The following is a 23,787-nucleotide window of genomic DNA, read 5'->3' on the forward strand; positions in this document are numbered from 1 at the left end:
GAGGCGGTCGCGAGGCTCGGCGCCGTAGTCGCGTTGCCCGTCAGCCGACGACGACCTGGATGTGGTGCTTGATCTCGTCTGCGATCCGCGCGTGGTCTCCGGTGGCTGGGATTCGCCAGTCGGTGTCGATCTCCCGCTCGTAGGCGAGTTCGGAGCTGAAGCGGATGAGGTCGGGTGCTGGGAGATACGAGTCGCGAAGCCACAGGATGAAGGTGGCGGCTTCGTCGACGGTGGTCGAGCTCAGTGCGATCGTGGCGCGGGATTCGTTGTCGGCGAATCCGTCGAACTCCTCGCCGTCCGCGGTCATGGCCCAGAACGACAGGCGGGCCGCGTGCCCCTCTTCCTGCTGGTAGCGCACCTCCGGGAAGGCGTCGTCGAGCGCCTGGCCGAATGCGGACAGGTCCAGGTTCCACCCTTGCGGGTTCTTCGCCGGCGCGTACAGGAGGTACGCGGTGTTGTACTCGTCGAAATCCACGGGGGTGCTTCCTCTCGGTTACGGGACGTACTGCGAGGTGCCCTTGACGCCCTGTTGCGCCATGAGCGTCTGCCAGTAGGCCGCCGCGTCCTTGTCGTTGGTGACGATCGACAGTCCACGGATTTCCTTGTGGGCGGTCATGGCGTCGCGGTACTGGCCGAGTTCACCCTCGTCCAGGCCCTTGAAGAAGGACCCTTTATTCCACTTCTTCTTGCCGTCGGCACCGTAGTTGTCTTCCAACTGGTCGAAGGTCTCCGGCTTGCGCCAGCAGTCCTTGCCGTCGTTCTTCACGTACTTGGAGTCGATCATGTAGCCGTCCACGGGCCGCATGCCGTCGGCCGCCTTGAAGGGGCGCTTGGACGTGGGCAGCAGCGGGATCTTGCGCTCGGGGTAACCGGCCGTCCTCAACTGGTAGGCATTCTCAGGCGAATTGGGGTCCTTCGCGTTGCTGCCCAGGCCGAGCGGTTTGAGGGTGTTGACGAAGGAGACGAACTCCTTCCGCTCGTCGATGCTCAGCAAGCGGGTCGTGCCCGGGACCGGGGGCACGGGGTCCTTGATGGGGATGCTCGGGTCGGGATTGACGTACGGCGCGGGCATGACGCCGGACACGCCGCCTTGATAGGAGGCGACAAGCACAGGAATGCCCTCCGGCAGCAGCCCGGGCACGAGCGGCAGCCCGGGGAGCAAGGGTTGGTTGTGCGAGCCGTCGGGCAGCTCCACCCGCGCTTCGGAGGTGTCGAGGGCGTGGGCGACGTCGCCGAGCTTGTGGATCCAGGGGTCGTCGAGGACCGCGTCCTTCAGCCCGCCGTCGTACCCGTTCCCACCGAACATCGGGGAGTCCCAGGGCATGTCCATGTGAAAGGGGTCCAGTTCGTGCTGCTGGATCTTCTTCTTCGCGTCCTCGACATGGTCGGCGTAGCGGTCGCACGCCTTCGCGAGCTGGCTGCAGGCAGCGACCAGATTCGCGACCAGGGTCTCGTCCGGATGCGCGTTGTCCGGCGGGGCGGCGAAGCCCACGAAGTTGTTGAAGTACTTGCGGAACGTGTCCGCGGCCTCGCCGCTGTGGGCCTTGTCCGCGGTATGCGCGCACGCCTGGGCATCCTCCAGAAAGCGCACCATCAGCTTCCCGCCCCGGCGCCATGACTCGGCGACATCACGGAGCTTCTCGGGAGAGCCCCGGAACCGGCTGCTCCTGCCTCCTGGCGCGTACTGGTCGAACCATGAGGTGTCCCCGACCACCCCTTGAAGCTCCTGGCCACGCCCGAGGAAGCTCTCCTTGCAGTCCTCGTACGGGTCGCCCATGCTGTCGGTCATGTCAACCTGCTGACCCAGGATCTGCGAGGCAATGTGGCTCTCCCTGGCCATGAACTCGCGTGCCGTGTGCATCAGGCCGCGGCCGGTCTCGCTCATGACCAGAGCGCTGAAACCCATCTTGTCGAGGGTCGTGGAGGCTGCGGACTCGTAAACCTTCGCGAACTCGTGGCCGACGTCGTCGTCTCCCGCCATGCCCTTCTGTCGGTCCAGGTCGTGGAAGAGCGCGATGGTGGTGTCACGGGCGCCCGGCATCACCGCCTTCACCATCTCCATGGCCGCGCCGATCATGCCCTTGGTGATCATGCCGAGATCGGCAGGCATCCCCATCAGCTTCGCCTCCCCGTTGACGAGTCTCGTGCGCCACCACGTAGCAGAACCGTTCTACCTCAGATGGGGTTTGCTCATGCAAGCGGACCTCAGATGAGACGCACCCCACCTGACCCGCAACCTCCATAGCCCTCCGAAGCGATACCGCCGAGGACCGTTGCCCTGCAACGGAGCCGCAGAAGGACTGATCGGCGGCGCCTCCTGCGGTGCCCCGTTGGGATTCCAGGCCTTGGTCGAGCCTCGGCCGGAGGCTTCGGCGAGGCAGCTGGGCACGGGGTTACGGCCGGTGTGCTGGATGCGGGTGATCAGGACACGGGCGGGTTGGTGGGCGGTGGCCAACTCGCGTTGTGCGGCGGGCTCCTTGAGGAGCTGGTGGGGTTGGTGGCCGCGGGCTTCGGCGCCGGCGATGACGGTGGCGAACGCGAGCCAGGCCGGGTCGGCGAGGTTCCGTTCAGCGTGGTCGGGGACGGCCGCCCGGACGTCGTTCGCGAGAACACGGCGGGATCGATCCCTGGGCGGTCGGGCCGCGAGTTCGGCGAGCGTCGGGGCAAGGGCTCGGTCGGCGGCTGTCTGGAGGTGCTGGACTGCTAGGCGGGCGGCGTCGGCCTGGTGGGCGCGGTCCTTCGCTTCGTGCCAGCGCCGGGCGACGATGGCGGCCCAGACGAGGGCTGCGAGTAGGGCGGCGAGCGCGCTGCCGTCGGGGCCGGTGGCGGTGTGGACGATGTCGCGTGCCGCGCTGCGCAGGGCGTGGGCGGCCCTCAATATTCCATGTGCCCAGTTTCGCACTCGAACGCGGCTCCATGACCACGTAGCGACCGTATCGGACGACCGATCGCCGACATGACGACGGCGGTGCCATATCGGGAAGCGTCATTCCCCACGCGGGCAAGCACACCGCCGCGGCAAGCGCGGCCCTGCCCAGTCGGCGCCGGAAGCGAAGAGGAAGGCTCCGCTCACGCATCGCTCACGCAAGCCCCTTCACGGCATCCCAGCCGTGCGCCTCGCCATGCCCTGAACGGACCCGAAAAAAGCAAAAGCCCCAGGTCACGGCGAGTGAGTCCTGGGGCTTCCACAGAGCCGCCTTCGGGATTCGAACCCGAGACCTACGCATTACGAGTGCGTTGCTCTGGCCAACTGAGCTAAGGCGGCACCGCTCTGCGCACCATGGTGCGAGCAGCAGCGTCGCCAAGTCTACACAGTTTCTGGAGTGGTCCCGACCAGGGTCGGGGCGGGCCGCTGCGGGGCTATGAGCAGCGCTTTCCCTTCGGCGGCGGGGTGCCGTCGAGGAGGTAGGTGTTGATCGCGGTGTCGATGCAGTCGCTGCCGCGGCCGTAGGCGGTGTGGCCGTCGCCCTCGTAGGTGAGGAGGGTGCCGGAGGAGAGCTGGGAGGCGAGGGACTCGGCCCACTTGTAGGGGGTGGCGGGGTCGCGGGTGGTGCCGACCACCAGGATCGGGGCGGCACCCTTCGCCTCGATGCGATGGGGGGCGCCAGTGGCCTTGACCGGCCAGTACGTGCAGTTCAGGCCGGACCAGGCGAAGCCGTCGCCGAACACCGGGGAGGCCTGTTCGAAGGAGGGCAGGGCCGCGCTCACCTCGGCGGGGCCGGTGAAGGACGGGGGCAGGTCGAGGCAGTTCACGGCGACGTTGGCGAACATCAGGTTCGCGTACTTGCCGCTCGCGTCGCGCTCGTAGTACGAGTCGGCCAGGGCCAGCAGGCCCGCGCCGTCGCCGCTCATGGCGCGGGTCAGGGCGGTGCGCAGCTCGGGCCAGGCGGCCTGGTCGTACATCGCGGCGATCACACCCGTGGTGGCGAGGGACTCGCCGAGTGCGCGGCTCTGACCGGTGGGGATCGGCTTGGCGTCGGTGTCCTTGAAGAACTTCCGCAGCCGGTCGGAGGCGTCCGAGACGGACTGGGTGCCCAGCGGGCAGTCCTTCTGCTTGACGCAGTCCGCGGCGAACGACTTGAAGGCGGTCTCGAAGCCCGCCGTCTGGTCGCGGTTCATGTCCAGGGAGGAGAGCGAGGGGTCCATCGCGCCGTCGAGGACGAGCCGGCCGGTGCGGGACGGGAACAGTTCGGCGTATGTCGCGCCGAGGAACGTGCCGTACGAGGCGCCGACGTAGTGCAGCTTCTGATCGCCGAGCGCCCCTCTCAGGACGTCCATGTCACGGGCCGCCTCGACCGTGGAGACATGCGGCAGGATCTTGCCGGACTTGGCCTCGCATCCGTTCGCGAAGTCCTTGAACGCCTTGGCCAGGGCGTTCTGTTCGGCCGGGTCGTCGGGGGTCTGGTCGACCTCCGTGTACGCGTCCATCTGCTTGCCCGTCAGGCATTCGACGGGCTCGCTGCGGGCCACTCCGCGCGGGTCGACGGCCACCATGTCGTAGCGGGCCCGCACCGGGGCGGGGTAGCCGATACCGGCGTACGACTGGAGGTAGCCGACCGCCGAGCCGCCCGGCCCGCCCGGATTGACCAGGAGCGAGCCGATCCGTTTGCCGGGGCCGGTCGCCTTCACCCTGGCGACCGCCAGGTTGATCGAGGGGCCGGCGGGCTTCGCGTAGTCGAGCGGCGCCTTCATCGTGGCGCATTCGAACTTGCCGACACCGCAGGCCCGCCAGCTCAGCTTCTGTGTGTAGTACGGGGCGAGGGCCTGCTCCGTGGCGGCGTCGCTCGGACCCGCCTTGCCCGCGTTGTGCGGTGAGGCGTTCGCGGACGTGGACGAACTGCCCGACGAGCAGCCGGAGATGAGCAGCCCTGCCGTCACGGCGGCGATGGCTGAGGTACGGAGCAGGCGCCTAGGGTCCATCTGCGGAGCGTATCCGCCCGGTGACGTGATGTACGCGGCGCGCGGCGGTGCGGCTCGTACGGGTGATCCCGTCAACCTCGCCCGCCCGGGCGTCCTCCCACATCCGCATGACCCGATCCCCTTCCTTTTCTTACTAGGCCTTGTTCCGGCTCAGGGCTTTCTTAGGCCCTGGGCCGGCTCAGCCCGCTCGCAGGGCGAGCGTCATCGACTCCATCGCCAGGAGCGGGGCCACATTGCGGTCCAGCGCCTCGCGGCAGGCCAGGATCGACTCGATGCGGCGCAGGGTGCGCTCGGGGCCGGACGCGCGGGCGATCCGGTCCACCGCGTCCCGTACGTCCTCGTTGGCGATGGCCACCCGGGTGCCCATTTGCAGCGTGAGGACATCGCGGTAGAAGCCCGTCAGCTCGGTCAGCGCCAGGTCCAGGCTGTCGCGCTGGGTGCGGGTCTTGCGGCGCTTCTGCTTGTCCTCCAGCTCCTTCATCACCCCGGCGGTGCCGCGCGGCATCCGGCCTCCCGCGACGCCGCCCATCGCCGCCTTGAGGTCCTCGGTCTCCTTGACGTCGACCTCGTCGGCCTGCTGCTTGGCGTCCTCCGCCGCGGTGTCGACCAGCTCCTGCGCCGCCTTGAGGCAGCCGCCCACGTCGTCCACGCGCAGCGGCACCTTCAGGACCGCGGCCCTTCGGGCCCGGGCCGCGGCATCGGTGGCCAGGCGTCGGGCCCGGCCGATGTGGCCCTGGGTGGCGCGGGCCGCCGCGTACGCGGCTTCGGGCTCGATGCCGTCGCGCCGGATCAGCACATCGGCGACCGCCTCGACGGGCGGAGTGCGCAGAGTGAGGTGACGGCAGCGGGACTTGATCGTGGGGAGCACGTCCTCCAAGGAGGGCGCGCACAGCAGCCACACCGTGCGGGGAGCGGGCTCCTCCACCGCCTTGAGGACGGCGTTGGCCGCCTGCTCGGTGAACCGGTCGGCGTCCTCGATGATGATCACCTGCCAGCGGCCGCCGGACGGCGACATCTGGGCGCCGCGCACCAGCTCGCGGGTCTGCTTCACGCCGATGGTGAGGCCCTCGGTGGTGATGACCGTGACATCGGCGTGCGTACCGATCAGTGCCGTATGGCAGCCGTCGCAGAAGCCGCAGCCCGGTTCACCGCCCAACGCCCGGTCCGGGCTGACGCACTGAAGGGCAGCCGCGAACGCGCGGGCGGCGGTGGGACCGCCCGAACCGGGCGGGCCGGTGAACAGCCAGGCGTGCGTCATCTTCGACGCTTCGGGGCGCGGCTCGCCGGAACGCTCGGCGGTGACCTGCGCATCGGCATCCCGGGCGGCGGCACCCAGCTGCTCCTGCAATTGGTCCTGGCCCACCAGGTCGTCCCAAACGGCCATCTACTGCCCCTCCGTACCCTCCGGTCGCTGCTGCGCCCATTGTGCGCCACCCCACTGACAACGGACGCCAGGGGGCAAAACCCCGCAGGTCAGAGCGGGAGGTGACAGATGCGCTCCCGACCGAGCGCCAGTCCGTACCCTCGGTCCGCGCCGGTCAGCCGGCCGGGATCGGCGCCCGTCCTGCGACGCCTCGCTCCTGGCCTACGGAGCACTACTCCTAGCCTGCGGAGCACTGCTCCTGGCCCGTCCGGCGGCACCGCGGGGGCTGCCCCCGTGTACCTGTCCTGCGGCTGCCGCGGGGGCTGCCCCGCGACACTGCAACTCTAGAAAATCCCGGGTCCGCAAACGATCGTGCTGGCACGCAACTTGCTCTGCGTGCCAGCACGAATGCCGGGGCTACGGGCAGCCCCGGGGTCCCGCCCGGGTCAGCGCTTGCGGCGGCCGCCCCGCGGGTTGTCGTCCTCGTCGTCGCGCGGGCCGAGCAGTTCGTCGGCCAGCGTCGGCAGGTCGTCGAGCGGGGTCTCCTCCGCCCAGTCGGAGCGCCTGCGCTGGCGCTCCCGGCCCGTGTCGGGGTCGATCTGGGGCAGTTCGCGCGTGCGCTCGTTGCCTCCCTCGGCCGGGTTCCCGGCCGCGCGCTCGTCCCGGAACAGGCCCGGCGGCACACGGTCGGCGGGGGCGTCGCCGCGCACCGGCGGCAGCACCGCCGTGTCGTCGGCGGCCCGGGCGTCGCGACCCGCGTCCCGACCGGTGTCGCGACCCGCGCGCGGCACCGCCGGCAGAACGGTCGTCTCCTCGGCATCCGAGGCATGACCCGACCTGCCCGCACCCGTCGCGTCCGCCGGGCGATCCGTATGACCCGCACGACCCGCACGACCCGTGCGACCCGTGCGATCCGAACGGTCCGCGTCAGGCTTGGGCACCGGGACGGGCTGGGTGATCTCGTTGGGCTCGGCCACCGGGACCTGCTGGGTCACCTCGTTGGGGTTGATCACCGGGGTCTCGACGGTGACCTCCGACTCCGAGACCTCCGTCGAACCGGCAGCCCGGCCGAACCGATCCGAGCGACCCGAGCGATCAGACCGAACGGAGTCATTGCCGGTGCTGTTGCCGGTGCCGCTGCCGCTGCCGCTGCCGCTGCCGCTGCCGTTGCCGTTGCCGTTGCCGTTGCCGTTGCCAGCCGCAGCACCGGTGGAGGAGCCACCGGAGCGCTCCGGGCGACCGGAGCCGGCGCCTGCGCCTGCGCCTGCGGCAGCGCTCCCGGAGCCCACGGCCCCCGACGCGTTCGCGGCCGAGGCCGCGTCCGCCCTGCGCTGCTTCGCGGCAGCCTCCTCGGCTGCGGCGACGGCGGCGGCCTCCGCCAGGCGGCGGGCCTCCTCCGCGCGCAGCAGCGCCTCCTCGGCCTTGCGCTGCTTCTCCAGGCGACGGGCCTCCGCCTCGGCGCGCAGCCTGGCCTCTTCCTCCGCCTGCTTGCGCAGGCGTTCCTGTTCGGCCGCGCGCGCCTTCTCCTCGGCCTCGCGCCGGACCCGCTCCTCCTCGGCGAGCCGCCGGGCCTCCTCGGCCCGTTGCCGGGCCTCCTCCGCCTGGCGCTCCTCCTCGCGGCGGCGCGCCTCTTCCAGCTCGCGCCGCTTGCGCTCCTCCTCCTCGGCGCGGAGCTTGGCGAGCTGCTCCTGGCGCTCGCGCTCCAGGCGCTCTTCCTCTGCCTTGCGCGCGGCTTCTTCCTCGGCGCGCTTGCGGGCCTCCTCCTCGGCCTTACGACGCGCCTCCTCCTGGGCCCGTACCTCGGCCTCGGAGAGCGGCAGCATCCGGTCGAGCCGGTGGCGCACGACCGTGGTGACGGCCTCCGGTTCCTGGCCGGCGTCGACCACCAGGTAGCGGGAGGGGTCGGCGGCGGCCAGGGTGAGGAACCCGGACCTGACCCGGCCGTGGAACTCCGGCGGCTCCGACTCAAGACGGTCCGGCGCCTCAGTGAAGCGTTCGCGGGCCGTTTCGGGCGCAACGTCGAGCAGAACGGTCAGATTCGGTACGAGTCCGCCAGTTGCCCACCGGTTGATTCGAGCGATTTCGGTCGGAGACAGATCACGACCGGCCCCCTGGTAGGCCACGGACGAGTCGATGTAGCGGTCCGAGATGACGATCGCGCCGCGCTCCAGGGCGGGCTTGACCAGCGAGTCGACGTGCTCGGCCCGGTCGGCCGCGTACAGCAGCGCCTCGGCGCGGTTGGACAGGCCCGCCGACGACACGTCGAGCAGGATCGACCGCAGTCGCTTGCCCACCGGCGTGGCGCCGGGTTCGCGCGTGATCACGACCTCGTGGCCCTTGGCCCGGATCCACTCGGCGAGTGCCTCGGCCTGGGTGGACTTGCCGGCCCCGTCGCCACCCTCCAGGGCGATGAAGAAACCGGTCGCGGCCGGCGCCTGCACCGGGTCGGCGCCGCGCATCGCGTCGGCCAGATCGCGCCGCAGCGGCACGCCCTGGCGGTCGTCGGCCTTGGCGAGCACCACGGCGGCCAGGGGCAGCAGCAGCGCGCCGACCAGCATCAGCGTGAATCCGGCGCCGCCGTGCGCGAAGACGAACGAGCCGGACTCGACGCGGTGGCTGCCGATGGCCGCCGCGAGCAGCGGCGCCACGATGGCACCCAGCCCGATCGAGACCCGTACGACCGCCTGGAGGTGTTCGGCGGTGCGGGACCTGCGGTACTCCTCGGTCTCCTGGTCGATCAGTACGTGCCCGGTGTTGGCCGCGACACCGGCGGTGACGCCCGCGACCAGCGCGATGAACAGCACCGTCGCGAGGTCCGGTACGAGGCCCATGGCGAGCAGGGCGATGCCGGTGACGGCGATCGCCAGGGCGAGCAGCCGACGCCGGGAGAGCACCGGAAGGATCTTGGCGGCGGTACGGATGCCGAGCACCGTGCCACCCGTGAGGGCGAGGACCAGGAGTGCGAACGCGGCCGGGCCGCCGCCCAGGTCCATGGCGTGCAGCACGGCGACCGAGGTGGCCGCGGCGATGGCGGCGGCGACCGAGGCGCCGGCGAGCACGAGCAGCGGGACGGCTCCGGTGCGGCCCTTGTCGGGGCCGTTTCCGGTGCTGGGCCTGCGCAGCCCCTCCAGCGGGGAGCGGGGGCGCGGCGTCTGGGTGGCGGGCAGTTCGAGCAGCGCGACCACCGAGATGGACGCGGCGAAGAGGCCGGCCGCCAGGTACGAACCGAGCGCGGCTTGGTGGAGCGTGAACCAGTCGATGCCGGACCCGAGCAGATTGCTGACGAGGGCGGCGACGAGCAGGGCCGCAGCGCCCAGCGGGATCGCGACGAAGGCCGTCCGCAGCGAGAGCCTGCGCAGCGCGTCGAGGTGGTCGGGCAGCGGCCGGACGGCGGCGCCCTCCAGGGGCGGCGGGGGCAGCAGTGCGGGGGCGGCGCTCTCCTTGGCGACCGTCCAGAACCGCTCGGCCACGCCCGCCACGAACGCGGTGACAAGAACAAGGAGCAGCGCGTGACGCGGCGTCCAGTCGATCCACAGGGGCGCGACGATCAGCAGCGCGGCCCGTACGCCGTCGGCGCCGACCATCGTCCAGCGCCGGTCGAGCGGCCCGCCCGGCGCGGTGAGCGCGGAGACGGGGCCGAGCAGCACGGCGCCGAAGAGCACCGTCGCGAACACCCGGGCGCCGAGCACCGCGGCGACCGCGAAGGCGGCGCCCCGGTATCCGCCGCCGAAGGACTCCTGTTCCAGGGCGGCCTGCAACGCCAGGAGCAGCATGACGAGTACGGCGAGGGTGTCGCCGATCCCGCCGACGAGCTGGGCGCTCCACAATCGTCGCAGGGGGGGGATGCGCAGCAAGGCGCGTACGGCGCGCTCGCGTGAGTCTGCGGCTAGGCCGTCGGTGATGGGGCTCACGACCGTGGGTGTCGCCCCGGCTCCTTCAGAGCTTGGGGGTTGCTCGGCTCCTCGCGTCATCCGCCCAGCCTATCCGGAGCGTGCGGGTCCCGGCGGGGGTGCCCGAACATACGGGCGGACGAAGCGATTCGGGGTCCGGCGGGCTCAACCGCGGCCGGCCCCTCGACAGACGTCGAGCGGGGGCCGGGGACGTGTGCCCCGGCCCCCGCTCTCGGGCGGTCCCGCTCTTCGTCGGTCCCGCTCTTCGTCGGTCTCGCGCTCGGTCGGTCCCGCGCCCGGTCGGTCCCGCGCTCGGTCGGTCCCGCTCGGTCCTACTCCGAGGCCGCCGTCTTCTTGGCGGCCGTCTTCTTCGCCGGGGCCTTCTTGGCCGCCGTCGTCTTGGCCGCCGTGGTCTTGGCCGCCGCCGTCTTCTTGGCGGGCGCCTTCTTGGCGGTGGTCTTCTTGGCCGTCGCCTTCTTCGCGGGGGCCTTCTTCGCCGTCTTCTTGGCCGGGCCCTTGGCGCGCTTCTCGGCGAGCAGCTCGTAGCCGCGCTCCGGCGTGATCTCCTCGACGCTGTCGGCGGTCCTGAGCGTCGCGTTGGTCTCGCCGTCGGTGACGTACGGGCCGAAGCGGCCGTCCTTCACCACGACCGGCTTCTCGCTGACCGGGTCGACGCCGAGTTCCTTGAGCGGCGGCTTGGCCGCGGCGCGGCCCCGCTGCTTGGGCTGGGCGTAGATCGCGAGGGCCTCGTCGAGCGTGATGGAGAAGAGCTGGTCCTCGGTCTCCAGGGAGCGCGAGTCGGTGCCCTTCTTCAGGTACGGCCCGTAGCGCCCGTTCTGCGCGGTGATCTCCACGCCCTCGGCGTCGGTACCGACCACGCGCGGCAGCGACATCAGCTTGAGGGCGTCGTCGAGCGTGACGGTGTCCAGGGACATCGACTTGAAGAGCGAGGCGGTCCGCGGCTTGACCGCGTTCTTGCCGGTCTTCGGCGTGCCCTCGGGCAGGATCTCGGTGACGTAAGGGCCGTAACGCCCGTCCTTGGCGACGATCTGATGCCCGCTCACCGGGTCAGCGCCCAGCTCGAAGTCGCCGCTCGGCTTGGCGAGCAGTTCCTCCGCGTACTCGACCGTCAGCTCGTCGGGCGCCAGGTCCTCGGGGACGTCGGCGCGCTGGTGGCCCTCGGAATCCTTCTCGCCGCGCTCGACGTACGGGCCGTAGCGGCCGACGCGGAGCACAATGCCGTCACCGACGGGGAACGAGGAGATCTCGCGGGCGTCGATGGCACCGAGGTCGGTGACGAGCTCCTTGAGCCCGCCGAGGTGGTCGCCGTCGCCGTTGCCTGCCGAGGAGGCCGCACCGGCCGTCGCCGCGTCGCCCTCGCCGAAGTAGAAACGCTTCAGCCACGGCACCGCCTGGGCCTCGCCCCGCGCGATGCGGTCGAGGTCGTCCTCCATCTTGGCGGTGAAGTCGTAGTCGACGAGCCGGCCGAAGTGCTTCTCCAGGAGGTTGACCACGGCAAAGCTCAGGAACGACGGGACGAGCGCCGTGCCCTTCTTGAACACATAGCCGCGGTCCAGGATCGTGCCGATGATCGAGGCGTACGTCGAAGGACGCCCGATCTCGCGCTCTTCCAGCTCCTTGACCAGCGAGGCCTCGGTGTAGCGGGCCGGCGGCTTGGTCGCGTGGCCGTCCACCGAGATCTCCTCGGACGACAGGGCGTCGCCCTCGGCCACCTGCGGCAGCCGGCGCTCGCGGTCGTCGAGCTCCGCGTTGGGGTCGTCGGCGCCTTCGACGTACGCCTTCATGAAGCCGTGGAAGGTGATCGTCTTGCCGGACGCGGTGAACTCGGCCGTCCGGCCGTCGCTCGCCCGGCCCGCGATCTTCACGGTCACCGAGTTGCCGACCGCGTCCTTCATCTGGGAGGCGACGGTGCGCTTCCAGATCAGCTCGTAGAGCCGGAACTGGTCACCGGTCAGACCGGTCTCGGCCGGGGTGCGGAAACGATCACCCGAAGGACGGATCGCCTCGTGCGCCTCCTGCGCGTTCTTGACCTTTCCGGCGTAGGTGCGCGGCTTGTCCGGCAGGTAGTCGGCGCCGTACAGCTGCGTCACCTGGGCCCGGGCGGCGGTGATGGCCGTGTCGGACAGCGTCGTGGAGTCCGTACGCATATAGGTGATGAAGCCGTTCTCGTACAGCTTCTGGGCGACCTGCATGGTCGCCTTCGCACCGAAGCCCAGCTTGCGCGAGGCCTCCTGCTGGAGCGTCGTCGTACGGAACGGGGCGTACGGCGAGCGGCGGTAGGGCTTGGACTCCACCGAGCGCACGGCGAAGGAGGAATCGGCGAGGGCGGCGGCCAGGGCCCGCGCGTTCGCCTCGTCCAGGTGCAGGACGTCGCTCTTGAGTTGTCCGTCGGGGCCGAAGTCGCGGCCCTGCGCGATGCGCCGGCCGTCGACCGTGTTGAGCCGTGCCACCAGCGTGGACGGGTCGGAGGCGTCGCCCGCCCGGCCGGTGGAGAACGTCCCGGTCAGGTCCCAGTACTCAGCAGAACGAAAAGCGATGCGCTCGCGTTCCCGCTCCACGACGAGCCGGGTGGCCACCGACTGGACGCGCCCGGCGGACAGCCTCGGCATGACCTTCTTCCACAGGACCGGCGAGACCTCGTAGCCGTAGAGGCGGTCGAGGATGCGGCGGGTTTCCTGGGCGTCGACCATGCGCTGGTTGAGCTCGCGCGGGTTGGCGACGGCGTCCCTGATGGCGTCCTTGGTGATCTCGTGGAAGACCATCCGGTGGACGGGGACCTTGGGCTTCAGGACTTCCTGAAGGTGCCACGCGATGGCTTCGCCCTCGCGGTCCTCATCGGTGGCGAGGAACAGTTCGTCTGACTCGGCGAGGAGCTCTTTGAGCTTCCTGACCTGGGCCTTCTTGTCGGCGTTGACGACGTAGATCGGCTGGAAGTCGTGTTCGACGTCCACACCGAGCCGGCGCACCTCGCCGGTGTACTTCTCGGGCACCTCGGCGGCGCCGTTCGGCAGGTCGCGGATGTGCCCGACGCTCGCCTCGACGACATAACCGGGGCCGAGATAGCCCTTGATCGTCTTCGCCTTGGCAGGAGACTCGACGATGACGAGTCGGCGGCCGCCCTTTGCGGTCTCGCTGGTCGGGGACAACTTCGCTCTTCTCTCCGGTCGGCACTCGGGTGTCAGTACGTGACGCTGCGGAGTGTGACGGTACAACCCGCCCCCGTGTCAAACAGCAAAAGCCCGCAGCGGCCACTCGAACGGTAACCCGACTTACCGCGATCCTGCCGCCCGGACCGTCCCGAAGCCTTCCGAAAAGCGTTTCATCCCCTTTCGGGCTAGATGTGAGCGAAGCACCACACGCCGAGCAGCAGGAACGCGGCACCGGAGACGCTCGCGAGCACCGCGGCGGCTACGGGAGGAGCGCCGTACGCGACCGGTGTCCGGCGGCGCACACAGGACGCCGTCCACAGCAGCAAGGCGCCCCCGAACAGCACGAACACCGCCCCCGCGAACACCGCCGGCCCCGTCTCGGTCCCACCCATCGCATGCATGGGCGCGATCCTGGCCAGGGCGGCCCACTCCCGGGCAGAGCCGGGGCCGCATCCCGGAGAACGCCGGGTGAACGGTCACCCGATCATGCACATTTCAGCCAGATCCCCCTCGGCGCGGGGCGCGCCGAGCCCACCCGGAGGGTGCTTCCAGGCGTCGTGCGTCACATCGGCGCCACACACCGCATCCCATCGGGCGTGGCCCCGGCGATCGACCCCGCCCGTGCGCGTCCCTCGGTCCTCGGTCCGCCGTCCTCGGCCCGCTGTCCTCGGCCCGCCGTCCTCGGCCCGCTGTCCTCGGCCCGCTGTCCTCGGTACCCGCCGGGCCGCGTCCGCCACATGCGTCGGCGGCCCTACGTCACCCGCCGTACGAGCCTCGCCCGAGGGCCCCGCCGGGCCGCCCGTCCCGCACGGCCGCGGCGGTTCGGCTCATCGGCGCCGGGCGGTCCGAGCGCCACTCCGGGCGCGAACCTCCGCGCCCCGAGCGGCAGTTCGGCCGGCCCTCACTCCCCCACGGGCTCCAGGAAGCCCTGCTCCACCAGGAGGCGGATCGCTTCCGGCGTACGGTCCCGCAGCAGCACCGGGTCCTCGTCGATCAGCTGGGCGATGGCGTCCAGGATCCGTCCCGCGGGCAGCTGCCCGTCGCAGACACCGGCGAACCCGGCGCCCACCGTGTCCACCTTGGTGGCCCGGCGCATGCCGCGGTTCTGGCGCAGCACCACATGCTCCGGGTCCTCGGCGCCCGGCAGGCCCACCTGCTCCTGCACCACCTCGTCGGCCAGCCGGAACCGGTCGGCGAGCAGGGCCGCGTCGTCGTGGCGGCGCAGATAGTCCTGCCGCTCGAAGTGGCCGCGCACCGCGTCGCCCAGCGGCTGCTCGACCGGGTGCGGCCACTCCTCGGCGACGATGGACGGCCGGTCGCTGTCGGTGCGGCGCAGGGTGATCCAGCCGAAGCCGACCGCCTTCGTCTTCTGTGCCTCGAACTCGTCCAGCCACGCCTCGTAGCGCTCCGCGTAGAGCGCCGGGTCGCTGTGGTGGTCCCCGGCGTCGCGCAGCCACAACTCGGCGTACTGGGTGATGTCCTGGACCTCGCGCTGGACGATCCAGGCGTCGCAGCCGCGCGGGATCCAGGAGCGCAGCCGGTCCTGCCACTCCTCGCCCTCGACGTGCTGCCAGTTGGCCAGGAACTGGGCGTATCCGCCGGGGTTGAGCCGCTCCCCCGCCTGCTGAACGAGCGTGCGGCACAGATCGTCCCCGCCCATGCCGCCGTCCCGGTAGGTGAGCCGGGCTCCGGGCGAGATCACGAAGGGCGGGTTGGACACGATGAGGTCGAACGTCTCCTCGCCGACCGGCTCGTACAGCGTCCCCGTGCGCAACTCGGCCTCCGGCGCGCCCGACAGGGCGAGGGTGAGCCGGGTGAAGTCGAGGGCTCGCGGGTTCAGATCCGTGGCGGTGACGCGGGTGGCGTGCTGTGCGGCGTGCAGCGCCTGGATGCCGGAGCCGGTGCCGAGGTCGAGGGCGGAGCCCGCGGGACGGCGGACCGTGATGCCCGCGAGGGTGGTGGAGGCGCCCCCGACGCCGAGCACCATGGCCTCGTCGCGCCCGCTCGCCCCGCCGGCGCCGCCGACCGCGCAGCCGAGGTCGGACACGATGAACCAGTCCTGCCCGTCGGGGCCGCCGTAGGGGCGCACGTCCACCGTGGCGCGCACCTCGTCGCCCGCGCGCACCACCCAGCCGCCCTCGATGGCCTCCGCCAGCGGCAGGGCCGCGCGGGCGCTCTCGTACCCGGCGGGCTGCTGGAGCAGGAAGAGCCGCACGAGCGTGTCGAGCGGCTCCTGTCCTCGGGTGGCCCGCAGGGCGGGGACGGTCTCGCCGCGGGCCAGCGCGGCGTACGCGGGCGCGCCAAGCAAATCGAGCAGGCCGTCGGCGGTGAAGGCGGCGGCTAGCAGGGCGTCGCGCAGGCGGGCTGCGTGACCGGGCGCGGGAAGACGGGTCGTACTCACCCCGCCATTGTGGCCGCTGCCTCTGACAATCACCCCATCACGCCCGTGGCCCGGCTCCACGAGGGGGCCGGGCCACGGGCGAGGGGCGACTGCGGGCTACGACTTGGGGCTTTCCGACGCGGAGGGCGACGCGGAACCCGACGGTGAGGCTGAGCCCGAGGGCGAGGCCGACGGCGAGGCCGAGTTGTCGGCCTGAGCACCCGCGCCCGAGGCGGGGGCGGACGGCGTCTGCTTCTGGCAGCCGGGCTGCTTCTGCATGGCCTTGCCGACGTCGCCGGCCTCCAGCTTCTTCAGCGAGGCGTCACCCGTCGAGCTGATCTTGCCGAGCTCGGTCGCGATGTCCTCCAGGCCCTTGGCGAACGCCGCCTGGTCGCCCGCGTTGAGCGCGTCGACCTTCTTCTTCAGATTCGCGTACGCCACGGAGGAGGCGTTCAGCTCCTTGACGGCCTCCTGCTGGGTGGTGGCGCCGTCCTTGACCGGCGGGGCGCCGGCCTGGTCGACGGCCGAGCCCAGCGCCTTGTAGGCGTCCGAAATCTGCTGGAAGGCGTTCGAGTCGGTCTTCTGCACATCGGCCGGCTTGCTGTCGTCACGCGTCTGCGCCTGGATCGCGGCGTTGGCGTCGGTGATCTTCTTGAACTGGGGCTGGGCCGAGTTGCAGAAGGTCTTCGCCCAGTCGTCGACCTTCTTGCTGGAGTCGTCGCTACAGCCCGACAGCGTCAGGATCAGTACCGCACCGCCGGACAGTGCGGCTGCAAGCTTCTTGTTCACCGGTTTGGTCCCTTCCAAGGCTCTCGGCCCCGGAACATACACGCCAAGTGGGCGACAATCGCTTGCCGTCCGTGTGATGTGCCCCCTATTGCAGCCATTTGCACCAAGCAGAACGGGCGGACGGTGTGTCAAACCCCACCGCCCGCCCGCCCTTTGCCGCTCGTGGCCTAGGAGACCACCGCCGGGTCCGCGGGCTTCGCCACCCGCTCGTTGTTGCCGTCGTCGCCCACGGCCACGCTGCGCCGCTTCGACACGTATACCGCGCCGATGATGACGAGGATGGCGAGCGCCGCCACGATGCCCCGGACGGCCGGGTTCGCGTCGTCGCCGTAGCTGAACTTGACGATGGCCGGTGCGATCAGGAGCGCCACCAGGTTCATGACCTTGAGCAGCGGGTTGATCGCGGGGCCCGCGGTGTCCTTGAACGGGTCGCCGACGGTGTCGCCGATGACGGTGGCGGCGTGGGCCTCGCTGCCCTTGCCGCCGAAGTGGCCGTCCTCGACCAGCTTCTTGGCGTTGTCCCAGGCGCCGCCCGAGTTGGCTAGGAAGACCGCCATCAGGGTGCCGGTGCCGATCGCGCCCGCCAGATAGGAGCCGAGCGCGCCGACGCCGAGGGTGAAGCCGACGGCGATGGGCGCGAGCACCGCGAGCAGGCCGGGGGTGGCCAGTTCGCGCAGCGCGTCCTTCGTGCAGATGTCGACGACCCGTCCGTACTCCGGCTGTTCGGTGTAGTCCATGATCCCGGGGTGCTCGCGGAACTGCCGCCGCACCTCGAAGACCACGGCACCCGCCGACCGGGAGACGGCGTTGATCGCGAGCCCCGAGAAGAGGAAGACGACCGCCGCGCCCAGCATCAGCCCGACCAGGTTGTTGGGCTGTGAGATGTCCATGCTCAAGGTCAGCTCGTTCGCCTTGGCGTGGACGTCGTTGACGGCCGTGCCGATGGCGTCCTTGAACGAGCCGTAGAGCGCCGCGGCCGCGAGGACGGCCGTCGCGATAGCGATGCCCTTGGTGATGGCCTTGGTGGTGTTGCCCACGGCGTCCAGGTCGGTGAGCACCTGGGCGCCCGCCCCCTGGACGTCGCCGGACATCTCCGCGATGCCCTGGGCGTTGTCGGATACCGGACCGAAGGTGTCCATGGCGACGATCACACCGACCGTGGTGAGCAGGCCGGTGCCGGCCAGCGCCACCGCGAACAGCGCGAGCATGACCGAGGTGCCGCCGAGCAGGAAGGCCCCGTACACGCCGAGGCCGATCAACAGGGCGGTGTAGACGGCCGATTCGAGCCCGATGGAGATGCCCGCGAGCACCACGGTGGCGGGCCCGGTGAGCGAGGACTTGCCGATGTCCCTGACGGGACGCCGGGTGGTCTCGGTGAAGTACCCCGTCAACTGCTGGATCAGCGCCGCCAGGACGATGCCGATGGCTACCGCGACCAGGGCGAGGATCCGCGGGTCGCCGCCGTGCGTCTTGATGACCTCGTCCGTGACGCCGTTCAACTTGGCGTACGAGGACGGCAGATAGACGAAGACCGCGACGGCCACCAGGGCGAGCGAGATCACCGCGGAGATGAAGAAACCGCGGTTGATGGCCGACATCCCGCTGCGGTCGGCGCGCCGCGGGGCGACCGCGAAGATGCCGATCATCGCGGTGACCACGCCGATCGCCGGGACGATCAGCGGGAAGGCGAGGCCCGAGTCGCCGAACGCCGCCTTTCCGAGGATCAGCGCCGCGACCAGGGTCACGGCGTACGACTCGAAGAGGTCGGCCGCCATGCCGGCGCAGTCGCCGACGTTGTCGCCCACGTTGTCCGCGATGGTCGCGGCGTTGCGCGGGTCGTCCTCGGGGATGCCCTGCTCGACCTTGCCGACCAGGTCGGCGCCGACGTCGGCGGCCTTGGTGAAGATGCCGCCGCCGACCCGCATGAACATCGCGATCAGCGCGGCGCCCAGGCCGAAGCCCTCCAGGACCTTGGGCGCGTCGGCGGCGTACACGAGCACGACGACCGAGGCACCGAGCAGGCCGAGGCCCACCGTGAACATGCCGACGACGCCGCCCGTACGAAAGGCGATCTTCATGGCCTTGTGGGAGACCGCGGTGAGATCCCTTTCGGGTTCGCCCTCGGCGGGAGTCGCCTCTCGGGCGGCCGCCGCCACGCGCACATTCGCGCGCACGGCGAGACGCATCCCGATGTATCCCGTCGCCGCCGAGAACACGGCGCCGATCAGGAAGAACACGGAACGCCCTACGCGCTGCGACCAGTTGTCGGACGGCAGCAGGAACAGCAGGAAGAACACCACGACGGCGAAGATGCCGAGGGTGCGCAACTGCCGGGTCAGATAGGCATTCGCGCCTTCCTGGACGGCCGCCGCGATCTTCTTCATCGAATCGGTGCCCTCGCCGGCGGCGAGAACCTGGCGGACCAGCAGTTGGGCGACGATCAGGGCCGCCAGCGCGACAGCCGCGATGACGATCACGATCGTCCGGTTGCCGTCGGTCAGTACCGCGGCAGCCAGGGATGTGGGGTGGTCGAGTTCCGTTGGGTTGAAGAGCCCCGCCATTCGTCCTCCTTGACGCTCAGAGCTCAAGATGTGGACGGATTGTAGGTAGCGGGACACGATCAAAACAGGGCGCCGCAAATGGAATTGACCTTCATCCGCTCACCAGAGAGAGATCCGGTCACGAAAATGCCCCCGAAAGCGGTAATGGGGCAAAAGCATTGACGCTTGATCAGCGATCTAGGAACGGCCGGGAATGATCCGCGACCGGCGGCCCGAATCCGGCTCGGAAAATGAAAAAGGCCCTGCTCAGCAGGGCCCCTCTCAATATCGAAAAAAAGTGGATCAGGGAAGCACCGTGGCCGGTGTGGTCGGCCAGCTCATCCGGATGACGCCCCCGGACTCGCCGGAGGTGACCTCCACATCGTCCACAAGACCGCTGATGACGGCGAGGCCCATTTCGTCCTCCGCACCGTCGTCGCCGTCGTCGGCCCCCGAGGCGCGCACGCCCGGCACCGCCGACGCACCGCCGCCCGATCCCGGCACCTCGTCGCCGACCTCGATGGAGAAGAGCTTCTCCTCCTCGGTCAGGACGACGTGGACGGGGGCGTCGATGCCGTGCGAGCGGTGCAGCCCGACAGCACGGCTGCACGCCTCGCCGACGGCCAGCCTGACCTCGTCGAGCACTGCCTCATCGACCCCGGCCCGGCGCGCCACGGCGGCCGCCACCAGACGGGCCGTCCTGACGTGTTCGGGCTGGGCACTGAAACGGAGTTCAACGGTGGCCATGGGCGATCCCCCTCGAACGTACGGGCGTACATCTCAGGGGCCCCGGGCCACAGTGCCGCCCGGCGCCCCTGTCCTTCCTCCGGAGCCGTCGAAGGACGGCCCCGTCAGTCGGTCGCGTTGACGGCCTCGTCGACCGAGCCGTGGATCGGGAACACCTTGGTGAGCCCCGTGATCCGGAAGATCTTCAAAATGCGCTCCTGGTTGCAGACCAGGCGCAGCGAGCCCTCGTGCGCGCGCACGCGCTTGAGCCCACCGACGAGCACGCCCAGGCCGGTGGAGTCGAGGAAGTCCACGCCTTCCATGTCGACGACCAGGTGGTAACTGCCGTCGTTCACCAACTCGACCAACTGCTCGCGCAGCTTGGGCGCGGTATACACATCAATCTCGCCACCGACCTCGACGACCGTACGGTCGCCACCAGGCCCGGACACATTGCGAGTCGACAGGGACAGGTCCACGGATCCTCCAGCACCTTGCTATCGAGCGGCCGCCCCCTGAGACTCCCCGGCGGAGCCAGAGAACGGATCGCCAGCCGCGATGGCATTCAATCACTTACCAGCAGCCATGCACGACGCCTTGGGACCATTGTCCGCTACGCCAGTGACACACTCGGTGCCGATGGCCAGGAATCACCGCCCCAGAACACCCGCCGACAGCACGGGTGAACGACCCGACCCCGGCACGGTCCTCGACCGGCTCACCACAGGGGCGGGCCGGGCTGCGCGCATCACTCATACGGAGCACTTGCCCCCGCGCGCTGGCCGTCATGCAGTCTGGCCGCACCTCATCCGCCCGGAAGTGATCAACGCCATTCAGGCGGCCGGCGTCGAGCATCCCTGGGCCCATCAGGCCACCGCTGCCGAGCACGCCCTGAACGGCGAGTCGGTCGTGATCGCCACCGGGACCGCCTCCGGCAAGTCGCTGGCCTATCTGGCGCCCGTCCTCAGCACCCTCCTGGACGGCTCCGAGGCCCCGAACGGCCGGGGCGCCACCGCCCTCTACCTCGCCCCCACCAAGGCCCTGGCGGCCGACCAGCGCCGCTCGGTGAAGGCGCTGGCGGCCCCGCTGGGCAACGCGATCCGGCCCGCCGTGTACGACGGCGACACCCCGGTCGAGGAACGCGAATGGGTACGCCAGTACGCCAACTACGTCCTCACCAATCCGGACATGCTGCACCTGGGCATCCTGCCCTCCCACCCCAGGTGGTCCTCCTTCCTGCGCTCCCTGCGCTATGTCGTCATCGACGAGTGCCACACCTACCGCGGAGTCTTCGGCTCCCACGTCGCCCAGGTCATTCGCCGGCTGCGCCGCCTGTGCGCCCGCTACGGCGCCGACCCGGTCTTCCTGCTCGCCTCGGCCACCGCCGCCGAGCCCGCCCTCGCCGCGGGCCGCCTGACCGGCCTGCCCGTCGTCGAGGTCGCCGACGACGCCTCCCCGCGCGGCGAGCTGGTCTTCGCCCTGTGGGAGCCCCCGCTCACCGAGCTCCCCGGCGAGAAGGGCGCGCCGGTGCGCCGCACCGCCATCGCCGAGACCGCCGACCTCCTCACCGACCTGGCCGTGCAGGGTGTCCGCACGGTCGCCTTCGTCCGCTCCCGGCGCGGCGCCGAGCTGATCTCCGTCATCGCCCAGGAGCGCCTCTACGAGGTCGACCGGACGCTGGCCCGGCGTGTCGCCGCCTACCGAGGCGGCTACCTCCCCGAGGAGCGCCGCGCCCTGGAGCAGGCCCTGCACTCCGGCGAGCTCCTGGGCCTGGCCGCCACCACCGCCCTGGAACTCGGCATCGACGTGTCGGGCCTCGACGCCGTCCTCATCGCGGGCTACCCCGGCACCCGGGCCTCGCTGTGGCAGCAGGCCGGCCGGGCCGGACGTTCGGGCCAGGGCGCCCTGGCCGTCCTGATCGCCCGCGACGACCCGCTGGACACCTACCTCGTCCACCACCCCGAGGCCCTGTTCCAGCAGCCCGTCGAGTCCACGGTGCTCGACCCGGACAACCCGTACGTCCTCGCCCCGCACCTGTGCGCGGCGGCCGCCGAGATGCCGCTCACCGACGCCGACCTGGAGCTGTTCGGGCCCGCGAGCCCCGAGCTCATGCCGCAGCTGGAGCGGGCCGGGCTGCTGCGACGTCGCAGCAGCGGATGGTTCTGGACCCGCCGCGAGCGGGCCGCCGACCTCACCGACATCCGGGGCGGTGGCGGCCGCCCGGTCCAGGTCGTCGAGGCCTCGACGGGACGGCTGCTCGGCACGGTCGACGCGTCCGCCGCCCACACCGCCGTCCACGACGGCGCCGTCCACCTCCACCAGGGCCGTACGTACCTGGTGAAGCACCTGGACCTGGAGGACTCCGCCGCCCTCGTCGAGGAGGCGAGCCCGCCCTATTCGACCGTCGCCAGGGACACCACCTCCATCTCCGTCCTGACCACCGACACCGAGATCCCGTGGGGAGCCGGCCGCCTCTGCTACGGCTCCGTCGAGGTCACCAACCAGGTCGTCTCCTTCCTTCGTCGCCGACTGATCACCGGCGAGGTGCTGGGCGAGACCAAGCTCGACCTGCCGCCCCGCACCCTGCGCACCCGGGCCGTGTGGTGGACGGTCACCGAGGACCAGCTCGATGCCGCCCGGATCAACCCGGAGATCCTCGGCGGCGCCCTGCACGCCGCCGAGCACGCCTCCATCGGGATGCTGCCGCTCTTCGCCACCTGCGACCGCTGGGACATCGGCGGCGTCTCCGTCCCGCTGCACCCGGACACCCTGCTGCCGACGGTCTTCGTGTACGACGGCAACCCCGGCGGCGCCGGATTCGCCGAGCGCGCCTTCCACACCGCCGCGAGCTGGCTGACCGCGACCCGCGAGGCGATCGCGTCCTGCGAGTGCGAGACGGGCTGCCCCTCCTGCATCCAGTCGCCCAAGTGCGGCAACGGCAACGATCCCCTCCACAAGCGCGGTGCCGTCCGCCTCCTCACGGAACTGCTGCGGGGAGCCCCGGGGACGGCCCCGCAAGAGCCAGGGACGGCCCCGCCCGGGCCCTGACACTCGGCGCGTACGGGCCGAACCGGGCCCTCGCCCGTACGTCCGCGATCTCTCCCGTCACCGTGCAGCGGACCAGCTCCGCGCCTTGGGCCCGGGCCACCTCAAGCGCCTTGGCGCAGGCGTCCGGCGCGCCCCACAGAGCCCGGTCGGCCGCGGCGAGCGCGGCCAGATCGGCGGCCCCGCCGGCCCGGTGCCGGGCGGCGATGGCCTGACCGAGGCACAGGACGGCGGCGAACACCGCGCACAGGGTGGCGGCGGTCAGCGCCACCCATACGGTGGCGGAACCCCGGTCGCCACAGCTTCCGCCCGCGCGGCGAACGCCAAACCCTCCGCCCGCGGCACGGGGACCATCACGGCTCTCTTCCGCGGTGCGGCGGCCATCACAACTCCCCTCCGCGGTGTGGCGTCCGGCACAACTCCCGTCCGCGATGTGGCGTCCAGCACAACTCCCATCGCCAATAAGGCGGTTGATACGCCTCCCGAGCACCGCGAGCCCGTCACCAGGCCCCCCGGGCACCGCCGTACGACCGATCCGCCTCCCGATCCACGCCGGCCAGTCGGCACGGGCCCGTATCCGTCGCCGTCCCGAAGTGCTCCACGGCCGCCCGTTCACAGCGCCTCCCCGACCGTGTCCTCGGCCAGGGCGGCCGCCTCCGCACTCAGCGTCAGGGCCAGGTGGTGCGGTCCCGGCGTCGCGGACTCCACCCGGACCCGCCACAGCTCCCCGGTCCGCCGCACGGTGACGGTGGCGCCCTTCGGCGCCGCCGACCGGGCCGCCGCCACCGCGACCGCCTCCGGTTCGGAACGGGCCACCGCGCGGGCCCCGGCCCTGGCCGCGTCCACGCAGCGGATCTCCGCGGAAGCCGCCATGAGCGCCCAGAGCAGCGCCAGCGCGAACCCCACCAGGGCCGGGATCGCCACGGCCGTCTCGGCGGTCACGAACCCCCGGTCGTCCCGATCC

At 71.1% G+C, this 23,787-nt stretch carries 15 protein-coding genes, 1 tRNA gene and 1 pseudogene; 1 reads left to right on the forward strand and 16 read right to left on the reverse strand.

Features of this window, described 5'->3' with window-relative positions; translation table 11 throughout:
- Positions 1-40: 40 nt before the first annotated feature.
- The 14 genes and pseudogenes from ACFYNP_RS00525 to ACFYNP_RS00590 form a co-directional block, all read right to left on the reverse strand.
- Entirely contained in the window at positions 41-475 is a 435-nt protein-coding gene (locus ACFYNP_RS00525) for a hypothetical protein (protein WP_388781234.1), read from the reverse strand.
- Between the two features lie 18 nt (positions 476-493).
- Complete coding sequence (locus tag ACFYNP_RS00530) at positions 494-2,110, reverse strand: restriction endonuclease fold toxin-2 domain-containing protein (protein ID WP_388781236.1); 1,617 nt, start codon at positions 2,108-2,110, stop codon at positions 494-496.
- Between the two features lie 245 nt (positions 2,111-2,355).
- Positions 2,356-2,875: pseudogene (locus tag ACFYNP_RS00535) on the reverse strand (mobilization protein); the annotation flags it as partial.
- Between the two features lie 316 nt (positions 2,876-3,191).
- Positions 3,192-3,265 (reverse strand) — tRNA-Thr (locus tag ACFYNP_RS00540).
- Between the two features lie 95 nt (positions 3,266-3,360).
- Positions 3,361-4,920, reverse strand: coding sequence for an alpha/beta hydrolase (locus ACFYNP_RS00545; protein ID WP_388781239.1), 1,560 nt, complete (start codon positions 4,918-4,920; stop codon positions 3,361-3,363).
- Between the two features lie 178 nt (positions 4,921-5,098).
- Complete coding sequence (locus ACFYNP_RS00550; protein WP_100573869.1) at positions 5,099-6,304, reverse strand: DNA polymerase III subunit delta'; 1,206 nt, start codon at positions 6,302-6,304, stop codon at positions 5,099-5,101.
- Between the two features lie 425 nt (positions 6,305-6,729).
- The gene (tmk, locus tag ACFYNP_RS00555; RefSeq protein ID WP_388781241.1) at positions 6,730-10,254 is read right to left on the reverse strand and encodes a dTMP kinase; all 3,525 of its coding nucleotides are present in this window, start codon (positions 10,252-10,254) and stop codon (positions 6,730-6,732) included.
- Between the two features lie 251 nt (positions 10,255-10,505).
- On the reverse strand, positions 10,506-13,340 hold the full coding sequence (topA, locus tag ACFYNP_RS00560; RefSeq protein ID WP_388781244.1) for a type I DNA topoisomerase: 2,835 nt from the start codon (positions 13,338-13,340) through the stop codon (positions 10,506-10,508).
- 188 nt (positions 13,341-13,528) lie between these two features.
- Positions 13,529-13,744: a hypothetical protein gene (locus ACFYNP_RS00565; RefSeq protein WP_388781246.1), complete on the reverse strand. Its 216-nt coding sequence runs from the start codon at positions 13,742-13,744 to the stop codon at positions 13,529-13,531.
- A gap of 500 nt (positions 13,745-14,244) precedes the next feature.
- Positions 14,245-15,744, reverse strand: a complete 1,500-nt coding sequence (locus ACFYNP_RS00570; protein WP_388781249.1) for a methyltransferase — start codon at positions 15,742-15,744, stop codon at positions 14,245-14,247.
- 96 nt (positions 15,745-15,840) lie between these two features.
- The gene (locus ACFYNP_RS00575; protein WP_388781251.1) at positions 15,841-16,512 is read right to left on the reverse strand and encodes a small secreted protein; all 672 of its coding nucleotides are present in this window, start codon (positions 16,510-16,512) and stop codon (positions 15,841-15,843) included.
- 167 nt (positions 16,513-16,679) lie between these two features.
- Positions 16,680-19,073 carry a sodium-translocating pyrophosphatase gene (locus ACFYNP_RS00580; protein ID WP_388414724.1) on the reverse strand — a complete coding sequence of 798 codons (2,394 nt, stop codon included), beginning with the start codon at positions 19,071-19,073 and terminating at the stop codon, positions 16,680-16,682.
- A 282-nt stretch (positions 19,074-19,355) separates the two neighbouring features.
- Positions 19,356-19,799: an ATP-binding protein gene (locus ACFYNP_RS00585; RefSeq protein WP_100573862.1), complete on the reverse strand. Its 444-nt coding sequence runs from the start codon at positions 19,797-19,799 to the stop codon at positions 19,356-19,358.
- Between the two features lie 104 nt (positions 19,800-19,903).
- On the reverse strand, positions 19,904-20,257 hold the full coding sequence (locus tag ACFYNP_RS00590) for an STAS domain-containing protein (RefSeq protein WP_053728100.1): 354 nt from the start codon (positions 20,255-20,257) through the stop codon (positions 19,904-19,906).
- 79 nt (positions 20,258-20,336) lie between these two features.
- Between ACFYNP_RS00590 and ACFYNP_RS00595 the strand changes: the two genes are divergently transcribed.
- On the forward strand, positions 20,337-22,826 hold the full coding sequence (locus tag ACFYNP_RS00595; protein WP_388781254.1) for a DEAD/DEAH box helicase: 2,490 nt from the start codon (positions 20,337-20,339) through the stop codon (positions 22,824-22,826).
- Here the strand turns inward: ACFYNP_RS00595 and ACFYNP_RS00600 are convergent.
- Together ACFYNP_RS00600 and ACFYNP_RS00605 are read right to left on the reverse strand one after the other, a co-directional pair.
- A complete protein-coding gene (locus ACFYNP_RS00600; protein WP_388781256.1) occupies positions 22,756-23,544 on the reverse strand; it encodes an Rv3654c family TadE-like protein in 789 nt (262 codons plus the stop codon). The two genes, ACFYNP_RS00595 and ACFYNP_RS00600, sit on opposite strands and share 71 nt — an antisense overlap.
- Entirely contained in the window at positions 23,436-23,765 is a 330-nt protein-coding gene (locus tag ACFYNP_RS00605) for a TadE family type IV pilus minor pilin (RefSeq protein ID WP_388782195.1), read from the reverse strand. Before ACFYNP_RS00605 ends, ACFYNP_RS00600 begins: the two co-directional genes overlap by 109 nt.
- Positions 23,766-23,787 lie beyond the last annotated feature (22 nt).

The sequence above is a fragment of the Streptomyces sp. NPDC006691 genome, from assembly GCF_042869955.1.
In the GTDB taxonomy this organism is placed as follows: Bacteria; Actinomycetota; Actinomycetes; order Streptomycetales; family Streptomycetaceae; genus Streptomyces.